Annotated in this window: 18 protein-coding genes; 7 read left to right on the forward strand and 11 right to left on the reverse strand. The window is 63.8% G+C overall.

What is annotated here, in order from left to right; all coding sequences use genetic code 11:
• Positions 1–55 precede the first annotated feature (55 nt).
• Positions 56–1,003 carry a GlxA family transcriptional regulator gene (locus SB771_RS27655; protein WP_175661668.1) on the forward strand — a complete coding sequence of 316 codons (948 nt, stop codon included), beginning with the start codon at positions 56–58 and terminating at the stop codon, positions 1,001–1,003.
• Positions 1,004–1,069: 66 nt separating this feature from the next.
• On the opposite strand, the gene SB771_RS27660 is transcribed toward SB771_RS27655, so the two are convergent.
• From SB771_RS27660 to SB771_RS27670, 3 genes are all read right to left on the reverse strand, one after another.
• Positions 1,070–1,552: a YybH family protein gene (locus tag SB771_RS27660; protein WP_175661667.1), complete on the reverse strand. Its 483-nt coding sequence runs from the start codon at positions 1,550–1,552 to the stop codon at positions 1,070–1,072.
• Positions 1,553–1,672: 120 nt separating this feature from the next.
• On the reverse strand, positions 1,673–2,527 hold the full coding sequence (locus tag SB771_RS27665; protein WP_175661666.1) for a DJ-1/PfpI family protein: 855 nt from the start codon (positions 2,525–2,527) through the stop codon (positions 1,673–1,675).
• 102 nt (positions 2,528–2,629) lie between these two features.
• A complete protein-coding gene (locus SB771_RS27670) occupies positions 2,630–3,376 on the reverse strand; it encodes an SDR family oxidoreductase (RefSeq protein WP_175661665.1) in 747 nt (248 codons plus the stop codon).
• Between the two features lie 391 nt (positions 3,377–3,767).
• Between SB771_RS27670 and SB771_RS27675 the strand changes: the two genes are divergently transcribed.
• Positions 3,768–4,808: a lipase family protein gene (locus SB771_RS27675; protein WP_175661664.1), complete on the forward strand. Its 1,041-nt coding sequence runs from the start codon at positions 3,768–3,770 to the stop codon at positions 4,806–4,808.
• A 418-nt stretch (positions 4,809–5,226) separates the two neighbouring features.
• Entirely contained in the window at positions 5,227–6,282 is a 1,056-nt protein-coding gene (locus SB771_RS27680) for an aldo/keto reductase (protein WP_175661663.1), read from the forward strand.
• A gap of 31 nt (positions 6,283–6,313) precedes the next feature.
• On the opposite strand, the gene SB771_RS27685 is transcribed toward SB771_RS27680, so the two are convergent.
• From SB771_RS27685 to dapA, 8 genes are all read right to left on the reverse strand, one after another.
• Entirely contained in the window at positions 6,314–7,018 is a 705-nt protein-coding gene (locus tag SB771_RS27685; protein WP_175661662.1) for an SDR family NAD(P)-dependent oxidoreductase, read from the reverse strand.
• 11 nt (positions 7,019–7,029) lie between these two features.
• Complete coding sequence (locus SB771_RS27690; RefSeq protein WP_175661661.1) at positions 7,030–7,836, reverse strand: DeoR/GlpR family DNA-binding transcription regulator; 807 nt, start codon at positions 7,834–7,836, stop codon at positions 7,030–7,032.
• A gap of 104 nt (positions 7,837–7,940) precedes the next feature.
• Entirely contained in the window at positions 7,941–9,128 is a 1,188-nt protein-coding gene (locus SB771_RS27695; protein ID WP_175661660.1) for a sialidase family protein, read from the reverse strand.
• 23 nt (positions 9,129–9,151) lie between these two features.
• Positions 9,152–10,570 carry a sodium:solute symporter family protein gene (locus tag SB771_RS27700; protein WP_175661659.1) on the reverse strand — a complete coding sequence of 473 codons (1,419 nt, stop codon included), beginning with the start codon at positions 10,568–10,570 and terminating at the stop codon, positions 9,152–9,154.
• A gap of 129 nt (positions 10,571–10,699) precedes the next feature.
• Positions 10,700–11,719 carry a 4-hydroxythreonine-4-phosphate dehydrogenase PdxA gene (pdxA, locus tag SB771_RS27705; RefSeq protein ID WP_175661658.1) on the reverse strand — a complete coding sequence of 340 codons (1,020 nt, stop codon included), beginning with the start codon at positions 11,717–11,719 and terminating at the stop codon, positions 10,700–10,702.
• Between the two features lie 11 nt (positions 11,720–11,730).
• On the reverse strand, positions 11,731–13,014 hold the full coding sequence (locus tag SB771_RS27710; protein WP_175661657.1) for a four-carbon acid sugar kinase family protein: 1,284 nt from the start codon (positions 13,012–13,014) through the stop codon (positions 11,731–11,733).
• Positions 13,011–14,177, reverse strand: coding sequence for an iron-containing alcohol dehydrogenase (locus tag SB771_RS27715; RefSeq protein WP_175661656.1), 1,167 nt, complete (start codon positions 14,175–14,177; stop codon positions 13,011–13,013). Before SB771_RS27715 ends, SB771_RS27710 begins: the two co-directional genes overlap by 4 nt.
• 14 nt (positions 14,178–14,191) lie before the next feature.
• Entirely contained in the window at positions 14,192–15,088 is an 897-nt protein-coding gene (gene dapA / locus SB771_RS27720; protein ID WP_175661655.1) for a 4-hydroxy-tetrahydrodipicolinate synthase, read from the reverse strand.
• A 191-nt stretch (positions 15,089–15,279) separates the two neighbouring features.
• On the opposite strand from dapA, the gene SB771_RS27725 reads away from it, so the two are divergent.
• The 4 genes from SB771_RS27725 to SB771_RS27740 all read left to right on the forward strand — a co-directional run bounded on the left by SB771_RS27725 (position 15,280) and on the right by SB771_RS27740 (position 18,158).
• Positions 15,280–15,465 carry a hypothetical protein gene (locus tag SB771_RS27725; protein ID WP_410721830.1) on the forward strand — a complete coding sequence of 62 codons (186 nt, stop codon included), beginning with the start codon at positions 15,280–15,282 and terminating at the stop codon, positions 15,463–15,465.
• A 78-nt stretch (positions 15,466–15,543) separates the two neighbouring features.
• Positions 15,544–16,977: a DEAD/DEAH box helicase gene (locus SB771_RS27730; protein ID WP_175661654.1), complete on the forward strand. Its 1,434-nt coding sequence runs from the start codon at positions 15,544–15,546 to the stop codon at positions 16,975–16,977.
• 467 nt (positions 16,978–17,444) lie between these two features.
• Complete coding sequence (locus tag SB771_RS27735) at positions 17,445–17,741, forward strand: hypothetical protein (protein WP_175661653.1); 297 nt, start codon at positions 17,445–17,447, stop codon at positions 17,739–17,741.
• Positions 17,742–17,753: 12 nt separating this feature from the next.
• Positions 17,754–18,158 (forward strand): hypothetical protein, encoded by a 405-nt coding sequence (locus SB771_RS27740; protein WP_175705099.1) that lies wholly within the window; start codon positions 17,754–17,756, stop codon positions 18,156–18,158.
• Positions 18,159–18,178: the final 20 nt, after the last annotated feature.

Here is an 18,178-nt window from a genome sequence, read left to right on the forward strand (position 1 = left end):
ATTCGAGGGATCTCGTTAAAATGGGCCTCTTCTGAGTTTTCGGTAATCGCTCGTCATGCATCGAATCGGATTCTTCGTTTGCCGTGGCTACGATGCGCTTGATCTGGGCGGGCCCCTGGCGGCCTTCAATCAGGTGGCCACGGCCGCGGGCCATACGCCGTACGATCTTCATGTCATCTCGCAATCCGGCGGCCCGGTGCAAGGCAATACGGGCCTGTCGATCGAGACGAAGCCCGCCGCAAGGCGCACGTTCGACACCGTCGTGTTCGTGGGCGGCGATATCGATCCGATGCAGACATCGGAGAATATCGCCGCCGCCAGAAAATTGGCGGCCAGGGCATCGCGGGTCGCGAGCGTCTGTACGGGCGCGTTTCTGCTCGCGGAAACGGGCTTGCTGGACGGCTTGAGAGCCGCGACGCACTGGCGATACGCGGCGCTATTGCAGGCGCGCTTTCCTCGCACCCGGGTCGACGGCGACAGCATCTACGTGGTGGACGGGCGCGTCTGGACGTCGGCGGGCATCGCGTCCGGCATAGACCTGGCGCTCGGCATGATTGAACGAGACATGAGCGCGGAGACCGCGCGCGCTGTCTCGAGGCTGTTGGTCGTTCCGTATCGTCGACCGGGAGGGCAGTCGCAATTCTCGGCCATGTCGCAGATGGAGCCGGAATCGGATCGCATCCGCATCGCGCTGAATTTTGCCCGGGAGCATCTGGCTGAAGCATTGCCGGTCGAACGGCTTGCCGATGCCGCGAGATTGAGTGTGCGACAGTTCGGCCGTGCCTTTCGCCGGGAAACCGGAGAAACGCCGGCCAAGGCAGTCGAGCGTTTGCGCGTCGAAGCTGCGCGGCTGCGCCTGCAGAGCGGCAGCGAACCAATCGAACAGATCGCGTTGGCGGTGGGATTCACCGATCCGGAGCGGATGCGACGGGCCTTCATCAAACTGCATGGGCATCCGCCGCAAGCGATTCGACGCGAGAGCAGATCGAACGGCGCGCGCTGATCGACAGTCGGCCCATCAGCGCGCTGCGTGGTCAACGCCCGTCTGACGGGCGATTTCGCCGGCCGCTCAATGGTCGGCGGTTTTGACCGGAGGGTAGTCGTTCCACATGTCGCGATGCAGCTTCCACTCGCCGGCCTGCTTCACAAACACGAGGATCTGCTTGCCGCGGATCTTGAGCTTTCCCTCGTGGTCGCGCACCTCCGCATCCGACACCTCCGTCACCATCCGGTCGTCACCGTAGAACTCGTAATGGCTGAACGATACGGTGCCCGGTTTCGTTCCGGCATAGCCCTTGGTTAAGTACTCGGCGATCGCGCGGCCCCCGGTGACTTTGTCGCCTCCGGGCGGCAGGAGTGTGCCGTCATCGGTGTAGAGGCGGCCTATCGCCTCGTAGTCCCCTCGCGCAAAAGCATTCGCCCATCGGGCGTTTTCGGCCTTGATGGCCGCTTCGGGTGGACGTTGCGTGCCACCGGCCGTGGCCGGCGCCGTGAATGCGAAAAAGGAGACGCAGGCTGCCAGAGCAGCGGTACAAAGACGGATCTGTTGCATCGTGTGATTCCCGAACGGGCTTGAATTGAAAAGGGCGGCGCCAAATGGGCCGGTGGAGCGGACAGGTGGCCGCGACCTTCATCGAGTGGCCGCGGCCTGCACCTGTTGCAGACAAGCGTTTCAGCGAACGCCGGGGATTCGTGCGAGCCCCCTCGATGCGCCGGGCAGTTTCTTGTCGACCATCGCGATGATTTCCGGCCGTGCGTCCCGCGGATGACCGGAGTGGAACGGCGGCGCGGGATCGTATTCGATCGCGAGCTGCGTGAATTCGGCGGCCTGTCGACCGCGCAGTTTCGCTGCGACGCGAAGCGCGAAGTCGATGCCCGCCGTCACGCCACCGCCGCTCATGAACCGGCCGTTGTCGTCTTCGACGAAGCGCTCGGGAACGGGAATCGCGCCATATTCGGACAGCTTGTTGACGAAGGCCCAATGGCAGGCGCTTCGCTTGCCGTTGAGCACGCCGGTTGCGGCGAGCACGAGCGATCCGTTGCATACCGACGTAATGTGCTTGGCGCTTTCCGCCAGACGCCGGATCTGCGCCTGATACGCCGGGCGCATCGGCACCGTCAGATCGGACCCGCCGGGGACGAGGATCACGTCGGTCTGCTCGATATCGGCCAGTCGTTCGGTGTTGCCATACACGACGCCAAATTCGAGCGTTACGTTGCCGCCGTCGAGGCTTGCGTAGCGAACGTTCGTATTGGGTAGCCGGTGGAAAATCTCGCTGGGGCCGGCGAAGTCGAGAAGCGTACCGCCGTCGTAGTTGACGATCAGAATGTTGAGCGGGGCATTCGGGGGAAGTAGCCCCTCGCTGTTTGCCTGTGCGCCAACCGGTGTGGCGTGCGCGAGCAACGCGCCGCCGCCCAGGACGGCGCCGAGCGTGGCGGCGCTTCCAAGCTTGAGCACATCGCGGCGCGAGCGACCTGCTCGGGTGAGTGGTTTTACGGAAGCGTTGTTGTCGCTACTGTCGGTCAAGATGATTTCTCCTTGCACTTCGGCCCCTCGGCGCGTGCCACCGGGCTGGACCGGATTGAATCAACGCCACGACGAACCGCGTGGCGGACATGAACCGCAGGCTCAAAGCTGCGACGCACCGCCATCGACGACCAGTTCGGTGCCGACGACGTAGGCGGACTCGTCGCTGGCGAGATAGAGTGCGGCGTAGGCAATGTCCTCGGCCTTGCCCATGTGGCCCAGTGGAATAGCCGCGGCGAACTCGGCCCGACGGTCACGAACCCATTCGTCGGACATGCCCCACTTGGTGATCAGCGGCGTGTTCATCACGCCGGGCGCGATCGCGTTGAAGCGGATTTTCCGGTCGAGAAACTCGTAGGACCAGCTGCGGGCGAGCGATCGCACGGCGGCCTTCGCAGCGGCGGTCAACGAGATGCCGTGCTTGCCGGTCTGCGCAACGAACGACGTGTTGAGGATCACTGAGGAACCTTCCCGCAAGTACGGCAGCGCCGCTTGAAGCGTGAACACCACACCTTTGACGTTGACGTCCATGATCTCGTCGTAGAGTTTGTCGTCGATGTCGGCGACCGCGGACGGGAAAGCCCAGCCGGCGTTGGCGAACACGACATCCAGGCCGCCGAATTGCGCGTTTACGTCGGCAGCGATTGCCCGCATGTCCTGGATCGAACGCACGTCGCCCTTGAGAACGAGCGCGTGCTCGCCAAGCTCGGCCTTCACCCGCTCGAATACGGAATCGTCGCGACCCGTAACCGCTACTCGCGCGCCTTCCGCAATGAACAGCTTCGCGGTTGCAAGACCGATGCCGCTGGTTCCGCCCGTGATCAACGCGGACTTGTTCTTGAGCCTCATCTTCCATTCCTTTCCATGTCGTGATTGATCGGGGCAAACGCTCGAAATGCAATCGCGTTCGTGCGCCTTTCCCGGCGTGATCTTTCGATGTGAAGTATGGAATGTGAGGCGAATGGCGCAAAGGTCGTATAACCCTCAAAAAGCGCCATGCAAGCCGCACGTCGGCCGGAAGCACGAGTCGTCCCGCGCGGCCGTGACCGGCCGACGGTACCTGCCAATCTCGACAGGTTGTTCCGCCGTACCGCGCGCGCGATGATTTGCGTGCTCATTGCGAGCCTGCCCCGCTTGCGTTCCGTGCAATCAAGCCCCATTCCGATCCGCTGCGGCGCAACAGGGGGTGATCGGCTGGTTCGCAATGACCCCCTTCCGCAGCGCGACGACGAGGCGAACCATGACATCCAGCAGACTCGAGCAAATGCAGGCCAATCTCACGTTGGCCTATGTTCTTAACAACGCAGCAGTCGACGGAGCCGGGAGGGAACTCAAGCATCCGACTGCGTCGCAGGTCAAAAAGATCATCGTGGATCGCCTGAACCGATCGAAGATGACCCGGAACGATCGATTCGAAATTGCGTGGGGGCCGGCGATCGTATCGGATCCTAATGGCGAAGCTGCCAATGTGACCGTCGTCTTGCAATTGGCCGGTAGCGGCGAATATACAGTGGTGACGAGCGGCACCAATTTCACGTCCCCGCTTGATGTTCTGAGCGATTTTTCCTATGACACCCTCGAGCCATTCAGCGCGTATGTGCCGAACTGTCCGTCGGACGCACGCATATCGGCGGGTACGAACGGAGCGCTGTACCACGTACTGAAGACGCCCGATGAAAGTCATCAGACGCTCGTCCAATTCCTGAGCACCGTGCCACCGTCATCGATAGTCAACGTTGTCGGGCACAGCCTCGGAGGCGCGCTGGCGTCCGCGATCGTGTTGTACCTAAAGAATCAGAGCGGCTTGCAATCTCTGACGTACCACTGCCAGACGTTTGCCGCGCCGACAGCAGGCAACAAGGTGTTCGCCGACTATTTCGACGAGCAGATGCGAGGCAATGCGGTACGCATATTCACGACGCGGGATATCGTGCCGATGGCATGGAATGCGGACAGCCTCCAGAAGGTGAAACACGTCTACAGCGACGTTCCCCCCCATGACACCCCTGACAACGTGAAAATTGCTGTCGATATGGTCAGCATTGCGACAAATTCGCTGAACTACACGCAATGGGGAACGTCCGAACCATCAGGGCCCGTGGCGACGGCGATGGAGTACCCGCTGAAGGCGGACGTCAATGTAGCCATTCTGGATTTCCAGGCGCAGGTTGGCTTTCAGCATATCGACGGATACATTGCCTGCCTAGGTATGGCCCGCAGTGACATTGATCTCCCCCCGCTGCCACAGGTCAACCCCAAGGTCGGTAAGACGCCCGTGTGAAGTAGTACGAAGCAAAACCCATAAGAACACCGGCACGCAGTGTGAAAACCCGCTTCGGCGGGTTTTTTCATGGTCGGGTTCTGCGTGGCCGCAATGGCGTGGGTAGCCGCCGTCGATACGTCGTGGGATCGACGCTTGGCAAAGATCAAGCGCACGTTGCGGTTTTGCATTGTTCACTCTGGAAGTAACAGAACGTTCAATCGGCCGTCATTTATCACCCGGCTGCGACTCAGTAGAGTGCTTTCCCATGTCGTCGCCCGGGGCTCCACAAACGGCACGCCGTTATGGCGCAGGCGTCGCAACGATGGCCGCACAGTTCGGCGCCGGGCGCGCTCGAATCAACTGAAATCCGGGTGCGCGCGGCGCGCCGCACCGGACGCCGCCGCATTCTTTCCAGCCGATCCAGAAGGAAACGACGATGCAATACAAGCAACTGGGCCGCACGGGCCTGTATGTCTCCGAGCTGTGTCTCGGCACGATGACGCTGGGCGGCAATGCCGATGCCGGCATCTGGGCGGCGATTGGCGCGGTCGGTCAGGACGACGCGACCCGATTGATCGCCGGCGCACTGGCGGCCGGAATCAACTTCATCGATACCGCCGATATTTACTCCTTTGGCCACGCCGAACGCCTCGTCGGACAAGCGCTCCGGGACCTCGGCGTCCCGCGCGGCGAGATCGTGCTGGCGACCAAGACGGCCGGCGTGATGGGTCCGAAGCCCAACGATCAGGGCGCATCGCGCGGCCACATCATGGATTCGGTGCAGCGAAGCCTGGAACGGCTGCAGGTCGACCATATCGACCTTTACCAGATCCACGCGAACGATTCCGTCACGCCGATCGAAGAAACGCTGCGGGCGCTCGACGATCTGACGCGCCAGGGGCTGGTGCGCTATGTCGGTGTCTCGAACTGGCGCGCAGGCAAGATCGGCAAGGCGCTCGGACTCAGCGAAGCGCTCCGCGCGACGCGCTTCGAGACGCTCCAGGCCTACTATTCGATCGCCGGACGCGACGTGGAGCGCGAACTGGTGCCGCTCGCGATCGAGGAGCGGATGGGGCTGCTCGTCTGGTCGCCGCTCGCCGGCGGATTGCTGTCGGGGAAGTTTGGTCCGGGCGCGCCAACGGAAGAAGGTGCGCGGCGCAGCCATTTCGATTTTCCGCCGGTCGATCTTGACCGGGCGTGGCCGTGCGTCGCAGCGATGCGCGCCATCGCCGACGCGCGAGATGTGTCGGTCGCCCGGATCGCGCTCGCATGGTTACTCGCCAAGCCGCATGTCACGAGCGTCATCATCGGTGCCAAGCGGGTCGAACAGCTCGAAGACAATCTCGGCGCGGTCGATGTCGTCCTGACCGACGACGAGCTGGCGCGTCTCGACGCCGTGAGTGCTTTGCCTCCGTGTTACCCGGGCTGGATGATCGATCGTCAGGAGTCGGGCAGGCGGCCCAAGCCGTTCGCGCGCGTCGTGTCGAACTAGGGTTCGGCGACGCCAACACCATCCGCTTGCGTTAAAGCGACGCGCCACCACACATGACGATCTGCTGCCCGGTGATCGCGCTCGCATCCGTGCTCAACAGGAAGCCGGTCAGCGCGGCGACTTCCTCGGGCGTGATGAATCGCCCGATCGGCGGAAGCTTCGGGGGCGTTGCCGCGCGCGCCGGATCGCGCAGAAACGGCGTGTCCGTCGCGCCGGGGGCGACGACATTGACGGTGATGCGCTGCGGCGCGAGTTCCGCGGCCCACGATCGCGCCAGGCCGACCAGCGCGGATTTGGTCGCCGCATACTGACTGCGCGTGGCTGCGCCGTTGGCGGTGCGGCTGCCCAGCAGCACGATGCGTCCGCCGGCGGGCATCCGGGGCACCAGACGATCGGCGAGAAAGGTTGCGGACTCAACGTGCAGGCGCCACATTGCCGCGCCGTCCTCGTGTGAAAGCTCACCGAGTGGCGCGGTACGCATGAAGCCGGCCGCATGCACCAGCGCGTCCACCGCACCCAGTGCATCGCACACGGGCCCGAGTGCCGCGAAGTCGGTGACGTCGACCGGCACGATGGTCAGGGAACCATGCGTCGTTTCAATGCGCGAGCGGCACAGTCCCGTGACGCGCCAGCCGTCGGCGAGCAGACGACCGACGATCGCGCGTCCAATCCCCGACGACGCGCCCGTCACGACCGCATGGCGCGAACCCGAACCCGACTGCTCCAATTGACCCACGATCGCTCCTGCTAGGTTTGAACCTGCGATGAGCCGCCGGATGTCGCCGCAGCCTTCGTGCTGACCGCATGCACGGTGATCCGCGTTTGCGAATGGAACGGCTCGAGCTGCTCGGGCAGCGCCGCGTCGTCCGTCACGAGCGTCCAGTCGCGCTCGAGCGGCGTCCAGTGCTGCTGGCTCGCGCGTCCGAGCTTGTCCGCGGTCACGAGCACGAAGACCTCGGCCGCCTGCCGCATCACGCACTCCTTCAGATACGACTGTTCGCTGCTCGCCTCGCACAAGCCGAGTTCCGCGACCACGCCATCCGCGCCGAGGAATGCCTTGTCGACGCTCAGGCGGCTCAGCGCGATCTGCGCGAGCGGCCCAAGCGTGCTCATGCTGGACGAGCGGACGTCGCCGCCAATCACCGTCACCTGCACGCCCGATGCGGCGAGCGGGCTCACGACCAGCAGATTGTTGGTGACGACGTGAACGCCTGTCCGGCCGGCAAGCAGGCGCGCGAGCGCCGCGGTCGTGGTGCCGCCATCGAGGAATACTGTGTCGCCGTCCTCGACGAATGCGCTTGCCGTGTGCGCGATCGCCTCCTTCTGTTCCTGCGAACTGACGCGGCGCTCTTCGAGCGAGGGCTCCGGCTCGTGGCCGCCCACCGCGGCGGCACCGCCGTAGGTGCGCAGAATGCGACGGTCGCTCGCGAGCGCACGCAGATCCCGGCGAACGGTCGCTTCCGACATTCCGAAGTGCTCGCACAACGTCGCAACGTCCGTCATGCCCCCGAGCACGGCCTGCAGCATCGCCTCCCGGCGCCTGGTCACTTTCATGTGCGTGATTTCCTGGTCTGATCGCATTGGCGCGCAAGTCTGCGCATCCCGACCGACAAGTTTATCGAATTGCCGCATTGACCGGCCAGTTGCGCCGGCGAGTGTCATCGACCGCGAACCCACGCTTCGTCGACGCGAACGTATTTGATTTTCTGCCGGAACCACGTGAATGCGATGTGCAATGCACCGTCTTGCGACTGCACGATGGACGGATAGGAATACTCCCGGTTGCGCTGATCCGCGGAATTGTTCGTCATGCAGTACCCGTCGCCGATCTCCAGGTTGCGGCGGCGCCGCCATGTCCTGCCGCCGTCCTCGGAGATGGCCAGCGACATCGGCGCGCGCGGGGCGCCCCAGACAGCGGTGCCGCGCGCGGACGCCTTCTGGTCGCGCAGCTCGCCGCTGTCCTCCGAGTCTTCGATGTCGTCGTACAGGGACGCGCGGCGCTCGTTGGCGTGCGAAGCGTCGCTCTCGTTGAACACAAGGGCGAGGTGACCGTTCCGCAACACCGTGAACTGGATCGACGAGTTGTTGTTCGGCACATCGGTCGGCTCGGGCGCGCTCCACGTGCGGCCATCCGTCGAGCGGCTCGCGTAGACGAAGTCCGCCCAGCGGCTGCGGTAGAGCGCCAGCAGCGAGCCATCGTGCAGCACGTGAACGTTCATGTGCACGCACCCGACGCTGTCCGGTACCTCGTGCAGCGCCCACGACGCGCCCTGGTCGTCGGAGACCATGACCGCGCTGATGTCGTCGTTGCCGACCCAGCGCTCACCAGGGGCCGTGCGGCACAGGAACACCGGGCAGAGCCACGTGCCGCTGTCGAGCGCAATGATCGGCTGGCGGACGAATGTGCCGGGGCGATCGAACAGGGTCTCGACGGGGCCCCAGGTGACGCCGCCGTCCGTCGACACGCGGCGGCGGACGATCGCGGTGTTCTGATGGCCGGACAGTTGCGCGGTGTAGATCAGCCACAGGCGGCCGTCCGGCGCGGTGAACAGCACCGGGTTCTGTTCCGAGCGGGTCGGGTCGTCCGACAGCTTTTGAGGCGACGACCACGCGCTCGCGCCGGCCGCGAGACGCGACAGGTAGATGGAGACGTCGGGAATGCCTTCCTGGGTGCCGCCGAACCACACGCACAGCAGGTCGCCGTTTGCGAGGCAATGCAGGTTGGCCGCGTGGTTCTGCACGCAGGCGGTGGGCAGGAACGCTTCCTGCCGTTGCGCGTCGGCATACGCGGTGCGAACGCAGTGATCCGACGCGGCGCTCGCCGCTTCAACGAGGTTCGTGCTCATGAAATGTTTGTCGAGTTACGAGGTTAGTGCGATTCGCGATGCGTGAGCGGCTTGTCGCGAAGATTCGAGCTCTCGCCATGAAACAACAGCTTGCCGATGACCAGCACGATGGCGGGCGTCACCAATGCGACGTACATGTTGTCGATGCCGAACGGGTTGCCGAGCAGGTACCAGACCGTCGTGGCGATCGTCGCGACGATCAGGGCCGAGACAGCGCCGCGCTTGCCGCTGAAGAACGGCAGGTAGATACCGATCAGCGCAACGACCGACACCGACAGACGCAGCGCGCGGCTGAAGAACGACAGCGCGAGGATCTGCGGGACGAACAGCACGAAGATCAGCGGGAGGAAGCCGACGACCAGCGAGATCCAGCGTGTCATTCTCAGTTCGACGTCGGGCGTCGGCTTGAAGCGCGGCACGTAGAAGTCCTTGACGATCAGCGAAGCGATCGCCAGCGCGACGGTGCATACGCTCACGAAGATGGACGCGACGAGCGACGTCGTGACGATGCCGGCCAGGATCGGGTTCATATGCTGCAGGAACACCGGCAGCGCGTAGAGGCTCTTGATGTTCGGATACAGGTACTTGGCCGTCACGCCGATGAAGCCGAGCGCGAGCGCGATCGGCACGCACAGCACGGCGGCGATCAGCGACGACGCGCGCGCACCCTCCGGGCTCCGGGTGGCCGAGATGGCCTGGATGATGAACTGCGTCGAGAAGATCGCGCCGGCCGTGCCGATGATCCATGCGCCGATCGTGCCGCCCGACAGCGCGCCCGTCCACGTGAAATAGTGCGCGGGCATGTTCTGCGCCATCGGTCGGATGCCGCCCGACAGCTTCCATGCGACACCGACCAGGATGGCGATGCCGAGCAGCTTCACGGCGCTGTGAACGACCGTCAGGTACGCGACGCTCTTGAGGCCGCCCCACACGAAGTAGACGGTGCTGACGATGGCGGTGATGATGGCGGCGGTGGGCAGGTTGATCCGCATGACCGTCGAGATGGCCGCCGCGCCGCTCACGTAGTTGCCGACGTTCACCACGAACAGCGCGTAGATCATGATCGCGGAGACGGCGAGCTTCGCGCCGTGGCCATAGCGTTGCGCGATGAAGCCGGAGATCGTGAACTCGCCGGACGCATACAGGCGCTTGGCCATGAACAGGCCGAACAACAGAAAGCCGATGGCCGCCGCCAGCACCGACCACGACGCGGCGATGCCGGCCGAGAACGCTTCCTGCGAGGTCCCGACCGTCGATTTCGCGCCGATGAATTCCGACATCAGCAGGATGGCGACCACCAGCGCGGGCATCGCGCGCCCGGCCACCATGAACTGTTCGGAATTACGGCTGCGCAGGCGAATGCTGATCACGCTCGTAATCACAATGTAGACGACCACCATGCCGATGATGGTGGCTGTGTCCCAATAACTGAAGGTGGCCATCGCTTGTCTCCACGTTACCTTCGGTTGATATGCGTTCGGGTATGTCGGGCGATCCGGCATGTGCCTGCCGGTAGCGCCTCTTGGTGATGCGGGTTGCTACGTGTTGTTGCGTGTCGTTGCCGATGCCGCTTACGCGGCGACGGGCGCCGGCTCGTTGCGTCGCGTGGCGAGCTCCACGGCCTGGCGGAAAGCCTCCAGCAGGCTGCGTTCGTCGGCGATGCCCTTGCCGGCGATGTCGAACGCGGTGCCGTGGTCCACCGACGTGCGGATGACCGGCAGGCCGACCGTCACGTTCACGCCGGCTTCGAGGCCCATCACCTTCACCGGCCCGTGCCCCTGGTCGTGATACATCGCGACGACCACGTCGAAATCGCCGCGGCCCGCACGGAAGAACAGCGTGTCCGCCGGCAGCGGGCCTTCCACGTCCCACCCGCGCGCCTGGAGCACCTGGACCGCCGGAACGATCTTCTCTTCCTCTTCGCCGTAGCCGAACAGGCCGTTCTCGCCGGCATGGGGGTTGATGCCGCACACGCCGATGCGGGGATTCGCGATGCCGGCGCGAACCAGCGTGTCGTGCGCGCGTTCGATCGTGCGTTGCACGAGGCCCGGCTCGATCTTGCGAATCGCGTCGAGCAGGCCGATGTGCGTCGTCACGTGGATCACGCGAAGATTGGGCGCGACCAGCATCATCGATACCTCGTCGATGCCGGTCAGATGCGCGAGCATTTCCGTGTGGCCGGGGAAAATATGGCCGCCGGCATGCAGCGCTTCCTTGTTGAGCGGCGCGGTGCAGATCGCGTCGAGCTCACCTTTCGACGTCAGCTCGACGGTGCGCGCGATGTATTGATACGCGGCGTCTCCGGCGACCGCGGACAGCTTGCCGTAGGGCAGGTCGGCCGGAATGAGCGCCATGTCGATGCAATCGACGACGCCCACGCGGAACGCGCCGTCGGACGGCCGGCTGACGGCGCGCACCTCGAGATCGACGCCCGCTCTGCTGCCGGCGTCCCGCAAGCGCGCGGCGTCGCCGATGACCACGGGACGGCACTGCTCATACACGGACGCATGGGCAAGGCTCTTCATGATGATTTCCGGTCCGACGCCGGCCGCGTCGCCCATGGTGATGCCGATGATGGGGCGGTTGTCCATGTCAGTTCCCTTCACAAATTGGTTTGAGCGGTATTGGCCGTCTTGCCTTGATTCGCAAGCCGGCGCCACGCGTGATGGATCGATCCGGGCTGGCCGAAGCCGCCGGCCTTGGTCACGACGGGGAGGGTCTTTCCGTGCAGCCGGCATTCGAGCAGCGGCATGCCGTCCTCGATTTCGTCGACGACGCGCAACGCGCTCGCGCCGGCCGCGGCGAGCAGCGCGCGCGCCGTTTCGCCGCCGGTCGCGATGATCGCGCCCGCGTGGCGCACGGCAGGCGCAAGCAACGACGCAAGACGATTGCAGAACAGCAGGCCGTCGTTCACGTCGCCGCGCTGCGTTTGGCTCAACGAGACCACCACGTGCCGGCCGTCGCGCAGTGCGTCGCATACGGCCGTCGTCACGTCGCTGCGCGGATCATCCAGTGCGGAGACGGCGACCTCGAGCGCAACGAGACCGGCACCGGTGTTGGCCTTGAGGTACTCCACCTGCGCATGCGAGATGCTCGACATGCTGCCGACGACCGTGAGAACCGGTCCTTGCGGATCGTCGCCGGCGGCCGCTGGTTCGGCGATGCCGCGGGGCGGCTCCAGCGCTTCGATGACCGCGGGGGCCAGGCCGGCCGAGCCGACCCAGAACACGTTGTCGAGCGCCGCGGATGCGCGGGCAATGCGGTGCAGATCGTCGTCGGACTCCGCATCGCACACGACGGCTTGCGCGCCCTCGGATTGCATTTCCCGCAGGCACGCCGCGAGCTCGCCCGGGTCGCCGCGCACCGTGCCGATTGCCGCGTAGGCGACGCGCAGATGTTCGGCGCAGAGCAGCGCAACCAGATCGGCCTTGCCCGTGATGTTCTCGTTGAGCCAGTATTCGCTGGCTTCGACCGGCACGCCGCGCACCCATTGCCGCCCGTCGCGGGTGGTGCGGCCGGATGCCGGATAGGCGGGGCACACGATCGCCATGCCAAGATGCGACGCCAGCGCGGCCACCTCCGCCGCGACATTGCCGCGCAGCGTCGAGTCCACCTTCTTGTAGATGCGCGTGCCGAAATGCGACAGCGACTCGACGGCAGCGACGTTGCGTCGGGCGGCCTCGTCCTTCGATGCGCGGCGCGAGTCCACGTCGACCGACAGGATGTCCACGCCGTTCGTCGGCGCCGCCGCGTGGTCGGCGTCGAGCAGGACCATCGCCGTCAAGCCGTGACGCAGCCCGGCCACCGCGCAATCGGCCGCGCCCGACAGGTCGTCGGCGATGATCAGGAGCCGTGCCGCGTGCTGTGCGACCGCGTTCGCGTTCATGGCAGCAGGCGGCTGTAGATGGATTTCATGTCGTCGAGCGTCAGCGCCTTCGGATTGTTGCCGAGCAGGCGCTTGACCTTCGATGCCGCGACCGCCAACGCATCGAGATGTGCTTCGGACACGCCGAACTTGCGCAGATCCTGCGGAATGTCGACGGCCGCCGTCCATTCCTCCATCTTGTCGATCAGCTTGCGTGCCGCGACCGCATCCGCGTCCGTTTTCGATGCCAGATCGAGTGCGCGCGCAACGTTCGACAGCCGGCCTTCGATCGCATCGAGGTTGAAGGCCATCACGTGAGGCAGAAGCATCGCGTTCGCGACGCCGTGCGTGACGTTGAACATGCCGCCGAGTGGGTAGGCGAGCGCATGCACCGCTGCCGTGCCGGCGGCGGTGAGCGCGAGGCCGCCGTACATCGAGCCGAGCATCATCGCTTCGCGTGCTTTCAGCGACCGGCCGTTTTCATACGCTTCGACGATGTTCGCGCCGATCAGGCGCATCGACTCCATCGCGTACATGTCGCTGATCGGGTTCGCCTTCGTCGAGATGTACGATTCGAGTGCATGCACGAATGCGTCCATGCCGGTCGCGGCCGTGATCGGCTTCGGCAGGCCGAGTGTCAGCTCCGCATCGAGAATCACGATTTGCGGCAGCAGGTGACGGCTGACGATCCCCACCTTCAGCGCTTCGTCCGGCAGCGTCACGATCGCGTTGGGCGTGACTTCGGAGCCGGTTCCGGCGGTCGTCGGCACCAGGATCATCGGCACGCCCGGGTGCTTGATCAGGTCGATGCCGAGCCAGTTGCGCAGCGGTTCGTCGTTGGTCAGCCGGACCGCGAACAGCTTCGCCGCATCGAGCACGCTGCCGCCGCCGATGGACAGAATCGCCTGCGGTGCGAATGGCGCGATCTGTTCCTGGTACACGGCCTCGACGTTGCCGATGGTCGGCTCCGGCTCGACGCCGCGAATGATGCGTACGTCGACGTCTTTCGCGTTGAGCGATTCGATCACGCGATCGGCGACGCCGAGCTCTTCCATCGCAGGTTGCGTGATCAGCGCAATGCGCTCGACCGGCGTATCGAGCAGCGACAGCTTGTCGGCAAGCGTGTCGAGGCTGCCGGCGCCATGGACGATGTGCTTGACGGTCTGGAAGTGATAGGTAGTCATGCTGATGACCCGTTTCAGTGGCCGCGCGCGGCGTCGTGGTAGAGGGAGAGCGCTTGCGCCAGGCGTTCGCGCGCGCTGGCGTCGAGCGGCTGGGCAGGGGACCGCGCTGGGCCTGCGGGCATCCCGAGCATCTGCGCGGCGGTTTTCAGCACGACGGGCATCGTGCCCAGCGCGAACGCATCGCGCAGCGCACGCAGCGATTCCTGGGCCGCGCGTGCGCCGGCGATGTCGCCCGCCTGGAACTTGTTCCAGATGGACATGACGACCTGCGGGACGGCATTGGTCGTCGCGGCGACCGCACCGTCGCCGCCGGCGATCAGCGTCCAGAGAATCATCGAGTCGGTGCCGGTGAAGACCGCGAAGTCGTCGCGTCGCAGGTTGATCAGTTGCAGCAGGCGATCGAAGTCGCCGCCACTGTCCTTGATGCCGCGAATGTTCGGAATCTCCGAAAGCCGGCGCACGGTATCGACCGCCAGCGTGATGCCCGCTTTTGCGGGGATTGTGTAGAGCATGACCGGAAGCGGCGTGGCCTCGGCGATCTTCTTGTAGTGAGCGTAGAGCTCCGGTTGCGTCGCGCCGTTGAAATACGGCGTGATCACCGACACGGCATCCACGCCGACCTCGGTCATCTTGCGGGTCAGGTCGATCACGTCACGCGTCGCATAGGCGCCGGTGCCCGCGATGACGGGCACGCGCGAGCGGGCCTGACTGACCGCGATGCGCGCGACGCGCAGTTTCTCTTCTTCGTTCAGTGCGATGAATTCGCCATTGGTGCCGAGCACGAAGAGGCCATGCACACCCGCTTCGATGAGCCGTTCGACCAGCGCGCGCAGGCCGTCTTCATCGACGTCCTCGTCCGCCGTCATCGGCGTGATCAGCGCGGGAACGATCCCCTTGAACGACATTGACATGCAGGCTCCATCGCGGAAGGGACGGCGGGCGAAGGCGCCGTCGCCATGGGTTGGGCAGAAAATCAGCGGGGCTGCGCACTTGCGGGCCCTAGGGCGCCGCCACGTACGTCAGCCAGCGCAACTCGCAGGACGGAACGATGTGCTCGTTTCGGTCAAAATTGTTGCGCGATGTGTGCATTCTAGCTGATGTGGTGACTGAAACAGTCAATGAAAACCCTAATGTGACCGAATCGATCATTTTGGTCGATGTCATCGGTCGCTTTCATTCAGTCCCTACCAATCAGGCGGTGCGCGCCCTGTTGGGGCTCCATGTGCGCATTCCGCTTGCGTGGCGTGTCGTCAATACGCTCACGGCGGCGACGAAGTTGTTCGGGTGACGGCGCGCGGGCGCGCTGATCTGCACGGTGCGATCAGCGCCAACCGCTAGAATTGCGGTTTTAGCCCGGAACACGTCCATGTCTTTTGCCTCGCTCGGCCTGATCGACCCCTTGCTGCGTAATCTGCAGGACCTCAATTACCAGACGCCTACGCCGGTGCAGGTCAAGGCGATACCCGCGGTGCTCGGCGGCAAGGACGTGATGGCCGGCGCCCAGACCGGCACGGGCAAGACCGCGGGTTTCGCGCTGCCGCTGTTGCAGCGGCTCGTGCAGCAGGGCCCGGCGGTGTCCAGCAACCGCGCGCGGGTTCTGGTGCTGGTGCCGACGCGTGAGCTGGCCGAGCAGGTGCTGCAAAGCTTCGTCGCTTACGGCAAGGGCCTCGACTTGCGATTTCTGGCCGCCTACGGCGGCGTGAGCATCAACCCGCAGATGATGAAGTTGCGCAAAGGCGTCGATGTGCTCGTTGCCACGCCGGGCCGTCTGCTGGATCTCAACCGCCAGAATGCGGTGCAGTTCGATCAGGTCGAAACGCTGGTGCTGGACGAGGCCGACCGCATGCTCGATCTGGGCTTCGCGCGCGAGCTCAATGCCGTCTTCGCCGCGCTGCCCGTTCAGCGCCAGACCCTGCTGTTCTCCGCGACGTTTACCGACGATATCCGCACGATGGCGGCGACCATTCTGCGCAGCCCGGTCAATATCAGCGTCAGCCCGCCCAATGTCACGGCGAGCAAGATCAAGCAATGGGTGGTGACGGTCGACAAGCGCAACAAGCCGGACCTCTTCATGCACCTGGTGGCCGAGAACAACTGGGATCACGCGCTGGTGTTCGTCAAGACCCGCAATGGCGTGGAGTATCTGGCGGCCATGCTGGACGAGGCCGGCTATGCGGTCGACACGATCCACGGCGACAAACCGCAACCCGCGCGGCTGCGGGCGCTCGAGCGCTTCAAGACGGGCGAAGTGCAGATGCTGGTCGCCACCGATGTGGCTGCGCGCGGGCTGGATATCGATGACTTGCCGCTCGTGATCAACGTCGATCTGCCGATCGTCGCGCAGGATTACGTGCACCGGATCGGGCGTACCGGGCGCGCGGGCGCCAGTGGCGTGGCGGTGTCTCTCGTGTGTGCGGATGAAGCCCCGCAACTGGCCGCGATCGAAGCGCTGATCGGGCAGACGCTGCGCCGCGAAGAAGAGCCGGGGTTTGAAGCGGAACACCGCGTGCCGGAAACCAGTTCGACCGGGCAGATCATCAAGAAGCCTAAAAAGCCGAAGAAGCCCAAAGTGCCGCAAGGTGGGGCGGCGGCCATGCCGGTGGCCGGGAAAAAGCCGCGGCCGCAAGGCGGTGACGGCAAGCGCAAGGGTGGCGGAGCCGCGGGCAAGGGCGCAAGCGTGTTGAACGGTAGCCCGTTCAGCGTGCAAAAACCGCGCGGCAAAGGCAAACCCGCTGGCAAGGCGGGTGCGGGCGCGCGCAAGCCGGCCGGGAAGCCTGCGGGTGGTCGCGGTAAACACTAACGCTGATTCGTTGGGTGGCTGACGCCGGTCATTGAAAGGACGGGCGATTTGAGGTCCGCGGGCGGGTGGCGCGGCTTTGTTGCGCAGCAGGGCGGTGGGCAAGGGCGCACAGAATCAAGGATCGCTAACAACTTGGCGGCCGAACGGACGTTTAAACCGTGCAAGTCAAGACCTAATCTCTCAGTCAGCGTCAGATCAGGTCTGAGATTGCTCGGCCGTCACTTCATCAAGGGCCGTAATCGACCCGGAGCGGTCTTCCAGTCTCTCTATCTTGAGCGCCCATTTTTGGGCGCACATTGGCCGCGCCGACTCACGGATACGGAGCTGGCGGGGGCAACATCGTTTATTCGATCCATGCTCGAGCTGTTACCGGTTTGACACTATAATCGCATGGCGATCAGTTTTCTTTGCCGATCCATCCATCACTTTTCGGCGATGGATGTCGAAGAATATTTAAAGGATGGCAAATGCACGTCACTATTAGCTGGGATATATCTGCCAGTGATAATCGCTGGTCAGAGATAAATGACATGATGAAGGCAAAGCTTAAGGGGTATTCTTGGGTTAAGCCACTCAAGTCTGTATATGTAGTCAAGGTGGACTCACTGGAGGATCGGATTGAATTAAAAGACGCCCTAAACGATGTAATCAAGTCCGTTGACGAAAAAATACATCTTCTAATTACGCCAGCGATGGAAGGCGGTACGTACGCGGGATGGCTGCCAAAGGGCCTTTGGGAAAAAATCAATCTTCGGACAAAGTGATCGGGCGGCTCAATGTCAGAAAACAATATCGAATCATCATCAGCACCCAAACACGACGAGGTCGAATCTTTCAAAGGTTCACCTTCTTCAGATAATCCAGCGGGGGATCCATTTAACGTAGTTATTTCCGTTCCGGAGATAATTCATGTAAAGATGGTTGATGCGTCGGCGCTCTCTGATTATGAGATTTGGATTTTTATAGCCTCAGTAATATCCAATGCAGCAGTTGGATTTTCTGTTGCGTTGTATCAGGCAATTGACTCTAAATCTTCTACGGTGTCGTACGCGTGCTGGACTGCGGCTATGTTTTGGCTCCTTTTTGCAATATCTGCAGGTACGGCGTTCAGAAAACGGTCATCTATGCAAAAAAAGGGGAAAGATATTAAGCTCAAAACAACTTCCGCATCTACAAAATAGGAAAAAAGGCCAGTAGCCCA

This window comes from Burkholderia sp. SIMBA_051 (genome assembly GCF_046534915.1).
GTDB lineage: Bacteria > Pseudomonadota > Gammaproteobacteria > Burkholderiales > Burkholderiaceae > Burkholderia > Burkholderia ambifaria.